Origin of the sequence: Kribbella sp. NBC_00359 (genome assembly GCF_036097425.1) — a bacterium.
Lineage (GTDB): Bacteria > Actinomycetota > Actinomycetes > Propionibacteriales > Kribbellaceae > Kribbella.
In genome coordinates, this window is the sequence record NZ_CP107975.1 from 6,726,981 (window position 1) to 6,744,148 (window position 17,168).

Annotated in this window: 12 protein-coding genes and 3 pseudogenes; 12 read left to right on the forward strand and 3 right to left on the reverse strand. The window is 65.0% G+C overall.

Annotated elements, in window-relative coordinates; genetic code table 11:
* The first annotated feature begins 357 nt into the window (after nt 1-357).
* The 3 genes from OG876_RS32700 (at nt 358) to OG876_RS32710 (ending at nt 1,811) form a co-directional block, all read left to right on the forward strand.
* Complete coding sequence (locus OG876_RS32700) at nt 358-921, forward strand: hypothetical protein (RefSeq protein WP_328520537.1); 564 nt, start codon at nt 358-360, stop codon at nt 919-921.
* Nucleotides 922-972: 51 nt separating this feature from the next.
* Complete coding sequence (locus tag OG876_RS32705; protein ID WP_328520538.1) at nt 973-1,377, forward strand: hypothetical protein; 405 nt, start codon at nt 973-975, stop codon at nt 1,375-1,377.
* Between the two features lie 125 nt (nt 1,378-1,502).
* The gene (locus OG876_RS32710; protein ID WP_328520539.1) at nt 1,503-1,811 is read left to right on the forward strand and encodes a hypothetical protein; all 309 of its coding nucleotides are present in this window, start codon (nt 1,503-1,505) and stop codon (nt 1,809-1,811) included.
* A gap of 355 nt (nt 1,812-2,166) precedes the next feature.
* Here OG876_RS32710 and OG876_RS32715 read toward each other — a convergent pair.
* A pseudogene (locus OG876_RS32715) lies at nt 2,167-2,772 on the reverse strand (leucine zipper domain-containing protein); the annotation flags it as partial.
* Between the two features lie 330 nt (nt 2,773-3,102).
* On the opposite strand from OG876_RS32715, the gene OG876_RS32720 reads away from it, so the two are divergent.
* From OG876_RS32720 to OG876_RS32730, 4 genes and pseudogenes are all read left to right on the forward strand, one after another.
* Complete coding sequence (locus OG876_RS32720; RefSeq protein ID WP_328520540.1) at nt 3,103-5,199, forward strand: FAD-dependent oxidoreductase; 2,097 nt, start codon at nt 3,103-3,105, stop codon at nt 5,197-5,199.
* A 154-nt stretch (nt 5,200-5,353) separates the two neighbouring features.
* Nucleotides 5,354-6,046, forward strand: a pseudogene (locus OG876_RS32725) (IS110 family transposase); the annotation flags it as partial.
* A 31-nt stretch (nt 6,047-6,077) separates the two neighbouring features.
* A complete protein-coding gene (locus tag OG876_RS44135; protein ID WP_442914194.1) occupies nt 6,078-6,395 on the forward strand; it encodes a transposase in 318 nt (105 codons plus the stop codon).
* 411 nt (nt 6,396-6,806) lie between these two features.
* Nucleotides 6,807-7,799, forward strand: coding sequence for an IS481 family transposase (locus OG876_RS32730; protein ID WP_328520542.1), 993 nt, complete (start codon nt 6,807-6,809; stop codon nt 7,797-7,799).
* Between the two features lie 281 nt (nt 7,800-8,080).
* On the opposite strand, the gene OG876_RS44140 is transcribed toward OG876_RS32730, so the two are convergent.
* Both OG876_RS44140 and OG876_RS32735 read right to left on the reverse strand, forming a co-directional pair.
* Nucleotides 8,081-8,416, reverse strand: a complete 336-nt coding sequence (locus OG876_RS44140) for a transposase (protein ID WP_442914195.1) — start codon at nt 8,414-8,416, stop codon at nt 8,081-8,083.
* 13 nt (nt 8,417-8,429) lie between these two features.
* A pseudogene (locus OG876_RS32735) lies at nt 8,430-9,155 on the reverse strand (IS110 family transposase); the annotation flags it as partial.
* Between the two features lie 263 nt (nt 9,156-9,418).
* Here OG876_RS32735 and OG876_RS32740 point away from each other — a divergent pair.
* The 5 genes from OG876_RS32740 to OG876_RS32760 all read left to right on the forward strand — a co-directional run bounded on the left by OG876_RS32740 (nt 9,419) and on the right by OG876_RS32760 (nt 16,442).
* The gene (locus OG876_RS32740; RefSeq protein WP_328520543.1) at nt 9,419-10,816 is read left to right on the forward strand and encodes a hypothetical protein; all 1,398 of its coding nucleotides are present in this window, start codon (nt 9,419-9,421) and stop codon (nt 10,814-10,816) included.
* Between the two features lie 5 nt (nt 10,817-10,821).
* On the forward strand, nt 10,822-11,448 hold the full coding sequence (locus OG876_RS32745) for a hypothetical protein (RefSeq protein ID WP_328520544.1): 627 nt from the start codon (nt 10,822-10,824) through the stop codon (nt 11,446-11,448).
* A 47-nt stretch (nt 11,449-11,495) separates the two neighbouring features.
* Nucleotides 11,496-12,179, forward strand: coding sequence for a hypothetical protein (locus OG876_RS32750; protein WP_328520545.1), 684 nt, complete (start codon nt 11,496-11,498; stop codon nt 12,177-12,179).
* A gap of 65 nt (nt 12,180-12,244) precedes the next feature.
* A complete protein-coding gene (locus OG876_RS32755; RefSeq protein ID WP_328520546.1) occupies nt 12,245-13,204 on the forward strand; it encodes a polyprenyl synthetase family protein in 960 nt (319 codons plus the stop codon).
* A gap of 115 nt (nt 13,205-13,319) precedes the next feature.
* Nucleotides 13,320-16,442: an ATP-binding protein gene (locus tag OG876_RS32760; protein ID WP_328520547.1), complete on the forward strand. Its 3,123-nt coding sequence runs from the start codon at nt 13,320-13,322 to the stop codon at nt 16,440-16,442.
* Nucleotides 16,443-17,168 lie beyond the last annotated feature (726 nt).

Consider the following 17,168-nt stretch of genomic DNA (forward strand, 5'->3'; position numbering starts at 1 on the left):
GCTCTCTATCCCGGCGATATCCTGACGTCGCCCAGCAGGAGTACACACTCGCTTTCCAAGGTGACGGGAATCTCGTCGTGCATGGGCCGGCGAGTTCGGTCGTCTGGGCGTCCAACACCACGGGGAAGCCGGTTGGTCTCTGCACGCTTCGCACCGATGGAGGGACCCTGGCGATCCATGGCCCGGGGATGAAGTTGGGGTGGAAGGTGCCGAACACCGAAGACATAGATGTGATCGGTAACGCTCCGCTCCTGGTTCTGGACGACGGGAATGTCGTCTTGAACAGCGACATCAGGCAGCTGCCCGGGATTGATGCATCGTTCCGCGGTGCTATGACTCTGCAGCGAAGGAGGAGGCGTGAATATCCTGATCCCACTGCTCCAGGAGGGCCAAAGCGCCGTGGCCGACCTGATGTACGGTCCAGAACGCGGCTCCGATGGCGATCGCCTGGAGCTCGGTGACCTCCTGGCCAATGACGCTTTTCCCGTCCCGGCGCGTATCCGTGACCAGCGAGAGAGTCGATCACCCGACATCCAGCGCGCGCTGTCGCTGGGCTATGTCCCGATCCTGGATACGTCGTCGTGGGACTACGCCGTCGAGGAGACGCGGACACGCCCGCCCGTGCACGCCCACCGGTGGGTCACGTTCGTCGCCGTGTCCCCGGTTCGCGGGGTGTCCGCCCCCGACGACGACTCTCCGCGCGAGGAGCTCACCGCCTTCGTGGACCTGCCCGGAGGAACGACTACGATGAGCATCCCGCTCGCCGGGCCGCCTGTGGTCGAGATGCTCGAGGCCCGACACTGCGCGCTGCCGAGCCGCGGCCTGTGCGCGCCGGGTTGCGGTAGTTGCGCGATCCGCGAAGTGCTAGGGCCGAGGAGCGGGCTCGTCTGCATGTGCGACCACGACGGGCAGGCCGGGTAAATGTCGAGCGCGACGGACTGGATCAGTGCCATCTCGACTGCGGCGCTCGGTGTGGCCGGGTTGTTCCTCACCGGCTGGCAGTGGGTTGCCAGCGGGTTCCGGCCACGGCTCGTGTCGCGGATCGACGCGAACCGGGAGGCCATCGAGATCAAGATCCGCAACCGGGGCAGGGCGTCCGGCATCGTGGAACGGGTCGCGGTTGTGGCCCCGCTCGGCGACGACCTCGAGGTCCAAGAGGCCACCTTCAACGGCTTCCCCGTCGGACGCTTTGCGCCGTTCATCGTGCCCGGTGCCGCGGCGGTGCGGCTGATCATCGAGGCTCCGGACTCCGGAAGCTTTCGGCCGAACATCAGCTTGATTATCGACGTCGGAGAGGCGCAGGCCCGGCACGTGGTTCCGCGGCATGATTCGCGGGTGAGCCTGTTCGGGCTGCGCTCGGTCATGCCGCCGCGGTAGGGAGCAGGGTGCAGTCGTGGGGTTCTCGCTGATGTACCGCAAGACGCCGCCGTTGGTGTCAGGCCCCAGACAGGTTGCTATACGCCGCGATGCGGAGGGCGATGTCTTTCTACATGGAGCAGGACATGGTCGTGTTCTACGACGCGGCGGGTGCGCGCGGCTGTCCGATCGGTATGGCGAACCTGACCGGCCTGCTTTACATCTGCCAGGACGACCTCTACATCTGCCGAGACGACACGGGTTGGATCGGCTTCGAGCCGGAGGGATTTTCGGCGAAGACGAGAAGTCGAGCCTGTTCACGTTGGCTGGCGTCGAGGTCTTCTTCACTGAGCGAGGGTTCGCTGTCTTCTATGACGACCTGGTACGGGCGGGCGCGCAGATGCCGGCGGTCCGATGCTCCGAGGTGGACTCTGTCCGGCGAGTCCCTGCGGTGATGTGAGGGGCTCTTCATCGCCTCGGCGGGTTCCGCTACATCGACGGCTCGCCAGGGCGCTGCATGCTCCTCGACCGCTCAGAAGAAAGTCAGGCATTGTCTGTTCCGGTCCTGACTCCAGATCCCTTGCCCGGCCCCGGCTGGCCGCGCTGAACAGCGTCCGGCCGCACACCTTCACCGTACACTCGTGCACCACGCGGCGATTTAAGAGTGATCTTCGCACGTCCACGGGGCGCCGGCTGGGATCAGCTGCGGCCGGCAAGTGGTGCCACAGCCGCATCGGGCACTAGTTGTGATGTCCAGGGTCGTTGGTTAGTCAGTTGATGGGTGGGTGGCCCAGCCGTCTGCCAGGGTGCGGTGGAAGGTAGGCGGGTGCCGTTGTTTGGGTGGTACTTGTCGGTGTAGCCGGTGCGGCTCCTGGCGGTGGCCTGGGCGTTGCGTTTGCCTTGATGCTGGCCCAGGTAGCGCCAGCCGCCGCTGTCGTGGATGTTGCCGAACTTGGTCACGTCGACATGGATGAGGGAGCCGGGGTGGTCGTGTTCGTAGCGGCGTGGCGGTTCGGCGGTGAACCCGTCAATCGGTTGATGCGGCAGCGGACCAGTACGGCGTGCACGGTCGAGGCCGGTACGCCGAGGCGACCGGCGATCTGTACCTGGCCGAGCCGCAGTCACCACCTCAGCCGCACGATCCGGCGTACCCCATGCGGTGGTGTCGTGCTCGGGCTGTGGTGCGGCCTCGAGTTGCGATCGACCATCCCGGCCGGGCCTTCGGCCGGCACTGCTCGGCCCATTTGCGGCCGTGCGCGGCGCGACCATGAACATCTTCGTCGCGGTAGCACAGCTCCAGCCCTGCTCGACGATCAGGCGCGCCAGCCGTAACCGCGTCCGTGGAGTCAGCGTCGCGTTGACTGGGACACGAAGGCCTCCTGGTGTGAAGCGGTTCCGTAGACAGCTCCACTTCACAAACCGGAGGCCTTCAGCTGTCAGACCGACTCACCGCCATCGGTCGGGACAACCTCTCTCGACATCACATCTAGTCCGAGATCTCTGGAGACATCAGTCCGGTGTGTCTTGAGACATCGGACTGGGACATTCTGAACCAGAAGACTGTCTGCGGCCTCGTGACCAGCGCAGGTTCCTATCCACCGATCCGCTGGGCTGAAGCATATGCACACCGAACTGGAACGGACCGTTAAGTCCGCAAGGCGGCGACCAGGTTTCTGCGTGCGGTAGAGCGACCCGCGACGGCCGTGATCTGCACGGCCATGGCCCCACTCGTGCTTAAATCAGCAGATGGCAGCAGCAGGCGCGCCCCGAGTGATGGTCCTCGGCGGTGGAATGGCGGGGATTGCGGCGGCTTGGCGGCTCTCCGAAGCTGGCTGGCGAGAGCGCTTCTCCTCCATCACCGTGGTCGAGCGTAGCTTCCGGCTCGGCGGTAAAGGAGCTTCCAGCCGCGGTCCACATGGTCGCATCGAGGAACACGGCCTGCACGTCTGGCTCGGCCACTACGACAACGCCTTTCGGTTGATACGCGACTGCTATGCAGAGCTGGATCGCGCTCGGACCGATCCGTCCTGTCCGATCCGTACGTGGCGAGACGCTTTCATCCCCGCTAACGACCTGGGACTCTTCGACATCGATTCCTCCGGCTGGTTGCCTTGGATAGCGAGGTTCTCGGGTAACACACTTCTGCCAGGCGACGCCGGGAGCGACGCTGGCGGTCTCTTTGGTCCAGACCTTCTAGTCCGCAGCGCTCTGCTGATCCGCGACTTCTATGCATCGCTGCGATTCGATGCGGCCCAAAGGGGAACGGTGACGTTGGCCGCCTCACCACACCCGCCCCGCACCCCTCGCTCTTCGCCCGCCGTTCGGGCGCTCGCCTCGACACTCCTTGCCGCGAGCAACCAGCTTCTTCAATTGGCGAGCCATGGAGCCCAGCGGCTCGCTGGTCCGGCCGGGGCAGCCGCAGTCGACGCGACCCTGGCGCCGCTGCTCGCCCGCCTCGCACCCCTCATCAGGGTCGACCCGAACGCGCGTCGGCTGCATGAACTTGTCGATCTGGTCCGTGCAGTGTTGGGCGGCATGATCGCCGATCAGCTCTACGACGATCGCCAGGCGTACGACGCGATCAATCACCTGGAGTTCAAGGACTGGCTGATCCGACATCGGGTGCAACCGACTACGCTGCAATCGGCAATCGTACGAGGTCAATACGACCTGGTTTTCTCGCTGGAAGACGGTGATCCGGCACGCCCAAGGTTTGCGGCGGGCTGGGGACTGTTCCTGTCGGCCAAGCTATGGTTGGACTACAAGGGTTCCATCTTCTGGAGGACGCGGGCCGGAATGGGCGACGTGGTCTTCGCGCCGCTGTACCAATCGCTGGTCGCCCGAGGTGTTCAGTTTCGCTTCATGACCCCCGTGGTCGAGTTGGTGCCGTCCCGGGACGGATCGTCCATCAACTCGATCACTGTCGGACGGACCATCCCCCTCGCACCCGGCGTGCAGCAGTACAACCCCCTGACGACGGTCAAGGGACTTCCGTGCTTTCCCAGTGAGCCGGACTGGCGTCAGTTGCGGGTGCTCCAGCCCGGCGCAGCGCGCCACAGTTCGTCGCCGCCCAGTCTAGGGGCTATGGCCGAAGTCGAGGAACTCTGCTATGGACGAGATTTCGAGTTGTTGGTGCTCGCCATGCCCCCGGCTGCGGCGCGTCGCGCCTGCACCCGACTGATGGATCAGCGTTCGGACTGGCGCGCGATGGTAGACAATATTGGCTCCGTCTCAACCCACGCCTTCCAACTGTGGCTGAAACCCGCAGAGGCTGCGCTCGGCTGGGCCCATCCCGGCACGACCATGAGCGCGTTCGCGAAGCCGTTCGATACTTGGGCTTCCGTCTCCCACGTTGCCGAGTTTGAAGAGTGGACCGAGACCGAGCCGCCCCGAACGGTAGCCTACTTCTGCAGCACGCTCCCACCTGAAGCGGGTACGGGGCGTGATGCGGGTGACTACACGCACGACCAGGCCATCGGTTTTCTTCGGCGCCACAGCTCTGCCTTCTGGCCGCATGCGACCGATCCCGATACCGGTGACTTCCGCTGGGACCTCCTGTGCGGGCAAAGTGACGCGCTGGGCCAGGAGCGATTCGATACCCAGTACTGGACGGCGAACACCGACCCATCCGACCAATATGTCCAATCCCTTCCGGGGACCGATCGCTTCCGGATGCGGCCGGACAGCAGCGGTTATCGGAACCTCGTGCTCGCGGGCGACTGGACGGACTGCGGCATCAACGCTGGCTGTATCGAGGCTGCCGTCGTTAGCGGCCTTCAGGCCGGCAACGCACTGCTCGGCCGTTCCCGGTGGGAGCGCGTAAGCGGATCGTTGCTTCGCTAGACGGTATGACGTGACGCCGTCGTGGTGGCGGGGTTGCGGGCCGGGGCCTCACTCACAAGATTCGTGGGTTACCGAGTAGGGGCTGCCTGCTCGGTCTATCCGACATTTGTGGGAGGCCCCGGTGTTTATCGAGCGTACGAGTGTGGGGCTGGATGTGCACGCCCGGTCGGTGGTCGCGGCGGCGATCGACGGTGTCACGGGCGAGTTGGTGCAGGCGAGACTGGCGCCGTCTCATGAGCACATCCGATCCTGGTTGGGTGATCTGCCGGGGCCGGTGGCGGTGGCCTATGAGGCCGGCCCGACCGGGTTCGGGCTGGCAAGGTCACTGACCGCGGCCGGGATCCGCTGCGAGGTGGTCGCGCCGAGCAAGCTGCAGCGACCCAGCGGTGATCGGGTCAAGACCGACGCCAAGGACGCGGTGCATCTGGCCCGGCTGTTGCGGCTGGACGAGTTCACGCCGGTGTCGGTCCCGACCGTGGAACAAGAGACCGCCCGGGACCTGGTCCGGGCCCGCGAGGACGCCCGCGCGGATCTGATGCGCGCGAGGCATCGGCTGTCGAAGCTCTTGCTGCGCCAAGGCATCGTCTACTCCGGCGGGCAGGCATGGACCGGCGCGCACGATGCGTGGCTGCGAGGTCAGCGGTTCGACTCGGTGGCGCTGCAGTTGACGTTCGAGTCCGACTACGACGCCGTACTGGCCGTCCAGGCCCGCCGCGACCGCCTCGATACCGCGATCGAGGCGATGGCCGCCGACAGCCAGTTCACACCCTTGGTACGGCGGCTTGGCTGTCTGCGCGGGGTCGGTGCCCTGACCGGGCTGGCGCTGGCGGTCGAGATCGGCGACTGGCACCGGCAACACCATCGGATCGTTCGTCGGCCTGGTCCCCTCGGAGTCCTCCTCGGGGGCGTCCCGGGTCCAAGGATCGATCACCAAGACCGGCAACACCCACGTCCGCAGACTCCTCATCGAAGCGGCCTGGCACCACCGCGCCCGCTACGTGACCGGCAAGACCATCCGCGACCGATGGGAGTTGGCCTCGCCGGCCGCCCCTGCCCGCGGCGATGCCGGCAACCGGCGACTGCATGATCGCTGGGACGCTTTCCGGGCCCGTCGCAAGCGCCACGTGGTCGCCAACGTCGCCATCGCCCGCGAGCTGGCCGGCTGGTGCTGGTCCCTGGCCGTGCTCGAGGACTAGATCCCACAAGCCGGCTTCGTCGACCACCGAAGTGGAAGCAGCGCGTGGAGCGACCCGCGATACAGCTATGAGCAACCCGGCCACCGCGCCGGGCGACGCTCGATCCTAGACACGCGAACCCGCTCCTGCCGAACACCCCGTCCTGCGGTAACCAACCCGCGCAAATCAGTCTGACCGCGCGTCGCCAACGACACGCTCACCACCCACCAGCCGAGGCGCCCGCCCCGAGACAAACCAGGACGGGCGCCTCACCCTGCCCATTGACAAGAAACCGCTACATATCAGCTGTACTGACCAGGCACGTTGGTTGAGAAAGTGTGACGACACGCGGTGAGTGTTGTTGAAGGGTGAAGACCTCCCGGCGTGGAGTGGAGCTGTCTAGGAACCAGTTCCAACACTCAGGAGGTCTTCGTGTCCCACGCTAACGCTGCCTTGACTCCTCGCGCGCGTTTACGGCTGGCGCGTCTGGTGGTGGACGACGGCTGGCCGATCGCGCGGGCCGCGGAGTTGTTCCAGGTGTCGTGGCCGACCGCGAAACGCTGGGCCGGCAGGTACCGTCACCTCGGCCCGGCCGGCATGGGTGACCGCTCGTCTCGGCCCCACCACCAACCCAACCGCACCCCGCCACACCTGGTCCGCCGGATCGTCAGCCTGCGCCGCCGTCACCGGCTCGGGCCGGTCCAACTCGCCGATCGACTCGGCCTGGCGTCCTCGACCGTGCACGCCGTCCTGACCCAGTGCCGGCTGCACCGGCTGTCCCACCTCGACCGGTACTCCGGCGAGCCGATCCGCCGCTACGAACACCCATACCCCGGCGCCCTGCTCCACGTCGATGTGAAGAAACTCGGCAACATCCCCGACGGCGGCGGCTGGCGCTACCTCGGCCGCGCCCAGGGCAACAAGAACCGGGTCGCCACCGGTGGCAAGCCCCGCAACGCCCACTACAACAACAAGATCGGCACCGCGTTCGTCCACACCGTCCTCGACGACCACTCCCGCGTCGCCTACGCAGAAATCCACGACGACGAAACCGCCACCACCGCGACCGCCGTACTGCGTAACGCCGTCGCCTGGTTCGCCGCCCGCGGCGTCACCACCGAGCGGGTCTTGTCCGACAACGGCTCGGCCTACCGCTCCCACCTATGGCGCGACACCTGCCTAGCCCTCGGCATCACACCCAAGAAGACCCGCCCATACCGGCCCCAGACCAACGGCAAAATCGAGAGATTCCACCGCACCCTCGCCGACGGCTGGGCCTTCAAACAGCTCTACCCCACCGAACAAACCCGCCGCGACGCACTACCCGCCTGGCTCCACCACTACAACCACCACCGACCCCACACCGCAATCGGCCAACTCCCACCCATCACCCGCCTAACCAACCTGCCTGGTCAGTACAGCTGATATGTAGCGGTTTCTTGTCAATGGGCAGGGTGAGGCGCCCGTCCTGGTTTGTCTCGGGGCGGGCGCCTCGGCTGGTGGGTGGTGAGCGTGTCGTTGGCGACGCGCGGTCAGACTGATTTGCGCGGGTTGGTTACCGCAGGACGGGGTGTTCGGCAGGAGCGGGTTCGCGTGTCTAGGATCGAGCGTCGCCCGGCGCGGTGGCCGGGTTGCTCATAGCTGTATCGCGGGTCGCTCCACGCGCTGCTTCCACTTCGGTGGTCGACGAAGCCGGCTTGTGGGATCTAGTCCTCGAGCACGGCCAGGGACCAGCACCAGCCGGCCAGCTCGCGGGCGATGGCGACGTTGGCGACCACGTGGCGCTTGCGACGGGCCCGGAAAGCGTCCCAGCGATCATGCAGTCGCCGGTTGCCGGCATCGCCGCGGGCAGGGGCGGCCGGCGAGGCCAACTCCCATCGGTCGCGGATGGTCTTGCCGGTCACGTAGCGGGCGCGGTGGTGCCAGGCCGCTTCGATGAGGAGTCTGCGGACGTGGGTGTTGCCGGTCTTGGTGATCGATCCTTGGACCCGGGACGCCCCCGAGGAGGACTCCGAGGGGACCAGGCCGACGAACGATCCGATGGTGTTGCCGGTGCCAGTCGCCGATCTCGACCGCCAGCGCCAGCCCGGTCAGGGCACCGACCCCGCGCAGACAGCCAAGCCGCCGTACCAAGGGTGTGAACTGGCTGTCGGCGGCCATCGCCTCGATCGCGGTATCGAGGCGGTCGCGGCGGGCCTGGACGGCCAGTACGGCGTCGTAGTCGGACTCGAACGTCAACTGCAGCGCCACCGAGTCGAACCGCTGACCTCGCAGCCACGCATCGTGCGCGCCGGTCCATGCCTGCCCGCCGGAGTAGACGATGCCTTGGCGCAGCAAGAGCTTCGACAGCCGATGCCTCGCGCGCATCAGATCCGCGCGGGCGTCCTCGCGGGCCCGGACCAGGTCCCGGGCGGTCTCTTGTTCCACGGTCGGGACCGACACCGGCGTGAACTCGTCCAGCCGCAACAGCCGGGCCAGATGCACCGCGTCCTTGGCGTCGGTCTTGACCCGATCACCGCTGGGTCGCTGCAGCTTGCTCGGCGCGACCACCTCGCAGCGGATCCCGGCCGCGGTCAGTGACCTTGCCAGCCCGAACCCGGTCGGGCCGGCCTCATAGGCCACCGCCACCGGCCCCGGCAGATCACCCAACCAGGATCGGATGTGCTCATGAGACGGCGCCAGTCTCGCCTGCACCAACTCGCCCGTGACACCGTCGATCGCCGCCGCGACCACCGACCGGGCGTGCACATCCAGCCCCACACTCGTACGCTCGATAAACACCGGGGCCTCCCACAAATGTCGGATAGACCGAGCAGGCAGCCCCTACTCGGTAACCCACGAATCTTGTGAGTGAGGCCCCGGCCCGCAACCCCGCCACCACGACGGCGTCACGTCATACCGTCTAGCTCACGTAGCGTGATCGTCCCTGGGCGCGTTGCCGGGATCGCCCAACCCTTGACGCACCTGGGGAGGGGGCTAACATCAGCTAACGAGACGAGTTCGCACCGGGGGGCGCCATGTCGCTTCAAGGGCCGAAGGAGCGGATGCTGGAAAGCGACGCCTTCCGTCGGGCTGCGATGAGCGTCTATCACTATTCGGTCGGCCGGCAGATGCGGCTGCAAGGCGCGGCGGCGGTGCTCCTCCCACCAGAGATGCGGCCGCTTCCTCTGGGCGAGGCACTACGACAGCTGCAGGAGCTGGACCCACACTCTGGGTTGCGCGACGCGGTATGGCGGCTGGTTCACGCTGCGCCGCTGGGACGCCTGGGCAACGAGAAGTATGAGTACGTCTATCCACCGGAACTGCGAGCTCTGAAAGATCTCGACGAAGGGCTCCGTAATTTTCATCGACTTCGGCTCGAATATCGTGCCGGCGCACCACTCTTTGCCGCTGCGCTCATAGCTCTGGGCAAGGACAACAGGGACGAGGCCAGAGATCTCAGCGATATGCTCGACGACAGTCGCGTTTCTGCGGCAACCAAGCGCATCTTCGGTATAGACGCGCCAACACTTCTTTCGAACATGACGGACGGCGACCGCAAGAATTACGCACATAAGGAGTTGGTCCGCCTGGAGACGGAAGTCGGTCTCAACTTGTACGAGTTTGTGGAGGACTTCGTCGACGCGGCGGCCTTCATTGACTCGGGAATGTTTCCGGGGCCACCCAATGACGGGCGAGGTATCACGGTGTACCCGGCTTCTTCGGTCATACGGCAGGATGCAGACTCGCTAACGACCACCGCGATCGTGACCACTGTGGCGCGCGGCGATTTCCGGACCTTGGCCAGGTCGGTCGATCCTCAGTGCTGGCCGCTTGCGAGCTCCGTGATCCGCATGGCCAGGTACGTAGACGGTCGCTTCAGCCTAAACCCGTTGCCGGAAGGCAAGCGGCCAGAACCCGGGTACGGCTGGTGTCAGTGTGGTCGGCATGAGGCTGGCGATGATCAGCTCCTCCTGGAGGAGCGGGCACACATCACGTGGGGCGATACCGTCACTCAGAGGGGATCATTCCACAACGTACTGGGGACCGTCTTCGAGGTAGATCCTCCCCGCTTATCAAGGGGAAAACAGTCAACGGGAATAGACCTGAGATATTGGCTTGTGCGAAGCATCAGCAGCCAGCTGTTGTGGGATGATCGGCTGGGCGGGATTGTCCTGAACGAGGGCTACATCAAGGTTCGCCCTCTCATGGCGGCCGACTACTGGCGCGTTACGATTAAGAAGGTGTTGAGATTTAGTGACCGCACGCCTAATGCGAACAGTTACGGATGGATGGACAGCGGCCAGGCTGCCAACTACTTAGCCCCGGCAGCGCTCACCTGGTGGCTCGAGAGTGAGATGTATAGCGCCGAGACCAAGATATACAGCGATAAGGACGAGGTGCTGACGAAGGTGCGTGAGAACTACGAGAAGGCGCAAAGGAACAACGCGGAGAATTTGTGAGAACAATGGACGAACGGCACGGACACGACGAGCGGCCTGAATGGACGCGAGCGGAGCGGTCAGCAGCGTGGGATCGGATTGGCTGGCTGCTCGAGGACATGGGAGCGGTCGGTCAGACCATTGGCAAGCGGAGCCTCAACACGTGGGCTTCGGCATCGCAGCGATTAAAGCAGGACAAGTATGCCGCCGATGAGATGAGTGCAGACCTGCTATCCGCCTTCGTCACGGCGTTGGAGAACGCTAGCGATGCCTGGTCGCTCGTCGCTGGTATACCGGAGCGCCTGAACGTCGCAGTGGGCATACCGACTGCTTTCGCCCTACTCACTCGGGCAGCGACCGGTGATACCTTCGGACTTGCTCCTCCCGTGACCATTCGCGGCCCTGCTCGCTCTGGCGACGACCTGCCTGAGCAGGCTGAGATCGCCCTTCGTGGACCGAGTAAGGATGCAGCAGACCAGCTGCTTTCGGTGCTCGTGGTCCGCCGGGATGGTGCCTCTTACGTCCTGGAGAGTTCGGACGCACCAACCGACCTCACGGTGGGCCTCTACCAGGGTTTGATCTATTTCGTCCACCTGGATAGGCCCTTGGCACATCTTGATGTGGTCGTCGTGGATCACAAGCCGTCCAAGTGAGAAGGCCCCTCCGTGCGTAGTCGATCTTTGCCTCGAAGGCATGCGCGGTGCAAGCCTTACAGCAATTCCGGCGGCCGACGCATCCGTACGACTTGGCCGAGAACATGACGGCGGCAGCGGCACAGGGGGACGACCTGTCGGACGCTCAACGCCAGATGATCGGCGCGGCTACGGCAGTCTTCGAGGAGCTGCTTGCTGGGACCAAGGGAGCTGCCCTGCTGCAACCTGACGGGGCTCGGGAGGGCCCGACCCCTGACAACCCGCGTCACGACGGGGTTCGCTTTGCGCAGATGCGTGCGGTTATCGCACGTACCTTCGACGTATACTCCACACTATTCTTGCAGAGCGTCGATCTTCTTGAGGACTTGCTTCAGGAGGGCCTCAGCACTGCTCTGCCAGAGGCGTCCTCGGTGGCGGCTTCTTCGCTGGTCCTCGCTGGGTCTCGTGGTGATCGCCCTGCCGCCCGACTGTGGATATGCAATTCAACCAACCTCCCCGCCACCAACGTGGTGGTTTGGATGACGGACCTCACCGCCCACCACGGCGCGATAATCAGGGCCAGGAATGGCGCGGTGGCGCCGGACGCGCTGACAGTTCCGGCTGGTGGAATCGAGCCGGCGGGATTGACCGTCGCTATCCCAGACGATGCAGCCGCCGGCGTCTACCACGGCCACGTGCTGGCGGTCGGCCTGCCGGACGCCAGCCTTCCGCTTCGCCTCGTCGTCACGTGATGAAGGCAGACCTCGCCGCGGTCGAAGAGAGTCTGTCCAGGTATGCGAGCCTGGCCTCTACCGCCATGAGTGAGTATCTGGCTGGCGGGGAGCCGGCTGAATACCTGTACGACCTAATACGCGACTACCCAAGCAGAAGAGGCAAAGGGATCCGGCCGGCGCTTGCCCTGGCCACCTGTCAGGCCTACGGTGGTTCATTGCGTGAGGCGATCGGGCCGGCGATCGCGCTCGAGCTGCTGCACAACGCTTTCCTCATCCACGATGATATCGAAGATGAGAGCCTCAGCCGGCGGGGAGCGGCGGCGCTGCACGAACTGCACGGTGTCGGTCTCGCCATTAATGCGGGGGACGCCCTGGCATCGCTTGCATTTCGCCCATTACGCGGCCCCGCGCTGAGTGATCGACTTGCCGCACGGATGCTCGACGAGTTTTCCTCGACCGTCCAGTTGACTACTGAAGGTCAAGCGATGGACCTGGGCTGGCAGCGGAACAACGTGGTGGACCTCGGTCCGGCTGAATACCTCGCCATGGCTGCCAGAAAGACATGCTGGTACACAGCGGTACTCCCGCTGCGCATAGGCGCCATTATCGGCTCGCAAGGCACCGCGTCGTTGTCCGCGCTAAGCAGGTTCGGATTCTTTCTCGGAGCTGCCTTTCAGATCCGGGATGATATCCTGAACATTTCCGGCTTTGAGCACCGCCGAAAAGAGCATTTCGAGGACATCAGGGAGGGAAAGCGGACCTTGATGCTTCTGCATGTCCTGAGGGAGGCGAACGATATCGAGCGAGCCTGGCTAACAGTCTTCCTCGAGAAGCCTGAAAGACAGCGGAGTCGCGCTGACGTGAAACGTGTCCTCGAGTTGATGAAGACCTGCGGTTCGCTCGACTTCGCGGACGGTTACGCCGCTTCGATGGCAGCGGCTGCGGATCATTTGTTCGACGAGGCATTCAACGAGGTGCCTGACTCCGCCCACAAGGACTTCCTTCGCGGACTTGCTTCCTATTTCATCGCCCGGCGTGTCTGAAATGCCTTGCCGTGGTCGACCGTCGTGCGCGACCATGGAATATGCAGGTCCGCATCTGTCCTGACCGATACAGATCGTAGCGACGAAGGGGCAGGCCGCAGGAGGGGGAACACGCATGTCCACAACCGAGCGGAATCTGGCCGTCCCGAACTTCGCTGACGACTCCGCGCGCCGGCAGGTGAACGTGCTCTTCTGTGATCTTGTTGGTTCCACCGAACTGTCCGAGCGACTCGATCCCGAAGAGTTTGCGGATGTTCTGGATCGTTACAGACGATGTGTCGCCACCGTCGTCCAAGATCATGAGGGTCGCCTGCACCACACGCTGGGGGACGGCGTCATGGCGAGTTGGGGGCATCCGCGTGCGCGGGAGGACGACGCCGTGCGCGCCGTCCTCGCCGGTCTCTCCATCACGTCCGCTGTGGCAGCCGTCGGTGATTTGCCCGGCAGGGCGCCACCGTTACGCGTGCGGGTCGGCATCCACACCGGGATAGCCGTGATCGCCGACACCATCCTCGGCCCTCATGAGGAGTTCGCCAACATAATGGGCGAGACGCCAAATTTGGCTGCTCGGCTCCAGACGGTTGCCGAGCCCGGACTTGTCGTAATCAGCGAATCGACGTTCGACTTGGTGCGCGAGCGGTTCGACGTGACTGATCTCGGCCCGCGCCAATTACGCGGGGTCTCTCGCCTCGTACGGGTGTTCACCGTCAGGCGCCCGGCAGAGCGGTTGTCGGCGCCGGCTCGGCTCGGTCGCGAACGGCCGGTTGTAGGACGCACCGCCGAGATGTTCGCCCTCGAAACCGCGTGGCAAAACGTGAAGAATGGCAGTGGAGAGGTCATCAATCTCGTTGGCGACGCGGGTATGGGAAAGTCACGGCTGGTTCAGCACCTGTGTGAGTCGGTGAGGTCAGCGGGCGGGACGGGAGTCGTGGTCCGTTGCTCTCCATTGTGGACCGACACGGCCTTCGAGGCCATGCGGCAGTTTCTCATGCATGCCGCAGGAATCGCCACCGGCGACTCCCCGGAGACGACTCGCGGACTGCTGCAGCGTCTTTGCCACGACCGAGGCCTCCGTGAGGAGGGGACCATCGCGGTCCTCGCAAACCTGCTCGAGTTCGTGCCAGTCGGAGGCATCGGCACTGTCAGCAGCGCGCCGGAGCAGCGGAGGGAGCAGACCTTTACGTCGCTGGTCGCGCTACTCGACAGCTTTGCAGCCGACGGTCCAGCAGTCATCGCTTTCGATGATCTGCACTGGGCGGACCCGTCGACCGCGGAGCTGGTCCAGCGCCTAGTCAGCCGAGATCCAAAGTCGGGCATGCTATTCGTTCTGGCGAACCGTCCGTCGGCCGAACCGGTCGTCAGCGGTGCTCCCACGATCCGCCTTGGCCCGCTCGCGCCTGGGGAGGTCCAGTCGTTGATCCGTTCGGTTGTACCCGAGCTGCCCCCCGCCGTACACGCGGCGGTGGTTTCGAAATCCGACGGAGTCCCGCTTTTTGTCACAGAGGTGGCGCGGGCCCTCGCCAGAGCGACGTCTGGCACGCCGCCGGAAATCCCACCCCGCCTTCACGATCTCCTTGTAGCGCGGCTCGACCAACAGCTCGAGCAGCGTTCGCTTGCACAGTTGTTGGCGACAATCGGCATGTTCGCGGAGAGGACGGTCGTGGAAGGGGTGACCGGCTTGCCGCAGGACGAGGTGCGCCGCCAACTGGGGACGTTGGTGGAGGCGGGGATCCTCGTGGAGGAAGGGGCAGCCCATAACCCCCTCTATCGGTTCAGCCACGTGTTACTCCGCGAGGCCGCCTACTCGACACTGCTCAGGGCGCGACGACGAGCCATCCACCGCTCGGTAGCTGAGTACCTGCGCAGCGAGCACGAGACGGAGACGATTCCGGCCGAGGTAATCGCATACCACCTTGAGCAGGCGGCCGACGTGACAGCGAGCTTGGTGTGGTGGCGGCGCGCTGCATTGGCTGCTGCCGGCCTGGCAGCTCATCGCGAGGCAGTTCGACATCTTCGCCATATTCTCGACCTGCTGCCGGCGGCTGGGCCTACTGCGGCGGTTGACGAAGTGGAGGTGCTGGTGCTCCTCGGCGGGAGTTTGGTGGCTCTAGAGGGCTATACCTCTCCCGAAGCGAACCGCATCAATGAACGCGCCAGAACGCTGTTCGTGACATCGGAGCAAGCCACCTCCGGATCCGGGACCTATTACCAGCTGTGGGCGTTCCATCATGTGCGGGCCGAGTTCGCTGCGTCAGCAGCGCTGTCGCAGCAGCTTTACGAACGGCGCGGGGATGCTGCGGCGGCCACCATGATGGGCTATGACCTGTTCGAACAGGGGAACCTCGGCGACGCCATCGCCTCACTGGAACGCGCGCGACGGCTCGCGGCCGAGTCCGCTTCGCCGGTCAACCCTGATGACTCATCATCGGTGCTGATAGGCGCGGTGCCCATCGACATACCAGCCGCGGCAGCCATACTGCTGGGCGTTGTCCAGTGGATCACCGGTCTCCGAGACACGGGACGGGCAACCATACAGGAGGCCCTTGGAGAGGCCCAGACTCTCGGTCCACCCAACGGCCCGTTCACCCGGACGTACACCAACTGCTACGCCGCTTGGTGGTCGTTGCTTTCGGATGATCCGCTCACCGCCGCCGCCTATGCCGGCAAGGCCATCGATGAGGCGGCTGTTCATGGCTACAACGGTTGGCTGGCCGCTGCGAGTATGCACGCCGCAGGCGCGGCGACGACGCTCGGCGACCCCGCTTCTGCTGCTCAAACCCTCGAGTATCTTCTGAAGGCGTGGCGTGACAGTGGCGCGGAGGCGTTCAGGCCTGTTTTCCTGCGATGGCTGGGGAGGGCCTATTCTGCGAGCGGCGATCTTTCGAGCGGGTTGCGCGCCATCGATGAGGGAATTCAGCACATCGCCGCTTTCGGTGGCCGCGCTCACCTGCCGGAACTGCACAGAGATCGCGGGCTGTTGCTCTCGAGACGCGGAGACAGAGATGCCGCGGCCGCCGAATTCAGGCGCGCGGCCGAGACGGCCACGATGCAAGGCGCATGGAGCTTCATGCTCCGCGCCGTTACCAACCTGATTGAGATTCGTCCATCGGACCTGAGCTTGCACCAGTCCCTGTGGGTAGTGCTCGATCACATATCGGCTCCAGATACGGAACCGGACCTGCTGCGAGCACGTGCAGCCATCGCGTCAGCCGAGGGACGTCGGCGGACACTGGACTAGTCTAGCTCGGGAGGTGCAGGGGGAAGGCCTGCAAGCGTGTCGTAGACCACCGGGTTCGCCGGGCCGTGCGGCTTCGAGCGCCTCGAGCTTTCCCGCCATCCGCGGTTCGCCGTCGGTGCGGTGGATGATAGGTCGCAGTATTCGTGCGTCGGTACTCACGGGGCTGTTATTTCGCCGCTGGAAACATCGACGCCCGGCGAGCCGGATGACCTCCGACCCGCCGCTGGCCATCGCATAGGCGCCTACGCGAGCGGCATCGTGCTCGACATCGCCGCTTGGCTCGGTTTCCACAGGAGAGTATGTCGGCCGCGTGGACTACATGCGTTCCGAGTTGATGGCCACGCCAACCTCGGCGGAGGACTCGTCGATGGTCTGGGGCCGGATCAGCCCAGCACGCCTCCGTCCTTACCCCGACCGCCTGCTTTGGCGGGGCCAGGTGTTTGGGACCGCCGCGTGTCGGCATTTCGGGATCCCTTGGTCCACGCCGACGTGGGGTATACGTCAGGTCACGGCCGTTCGATCCGCGTACGGACGCGTCGGCCGACCGTTCCAGTCCGGGCACGGTCATACGGTCGACAGGGTCGTCGGCAGCGGACCTGGTCGACGCTGCGACCCACGGCAGCGCGCCGACCGGCGCCGATTGTTCGCAGCGGAACGCTCTTGTGTGAAGCAAGTTGACAGACGTATCACGATGGCGATCGCATGCTGGTCGGCGCGGTGTTGCGC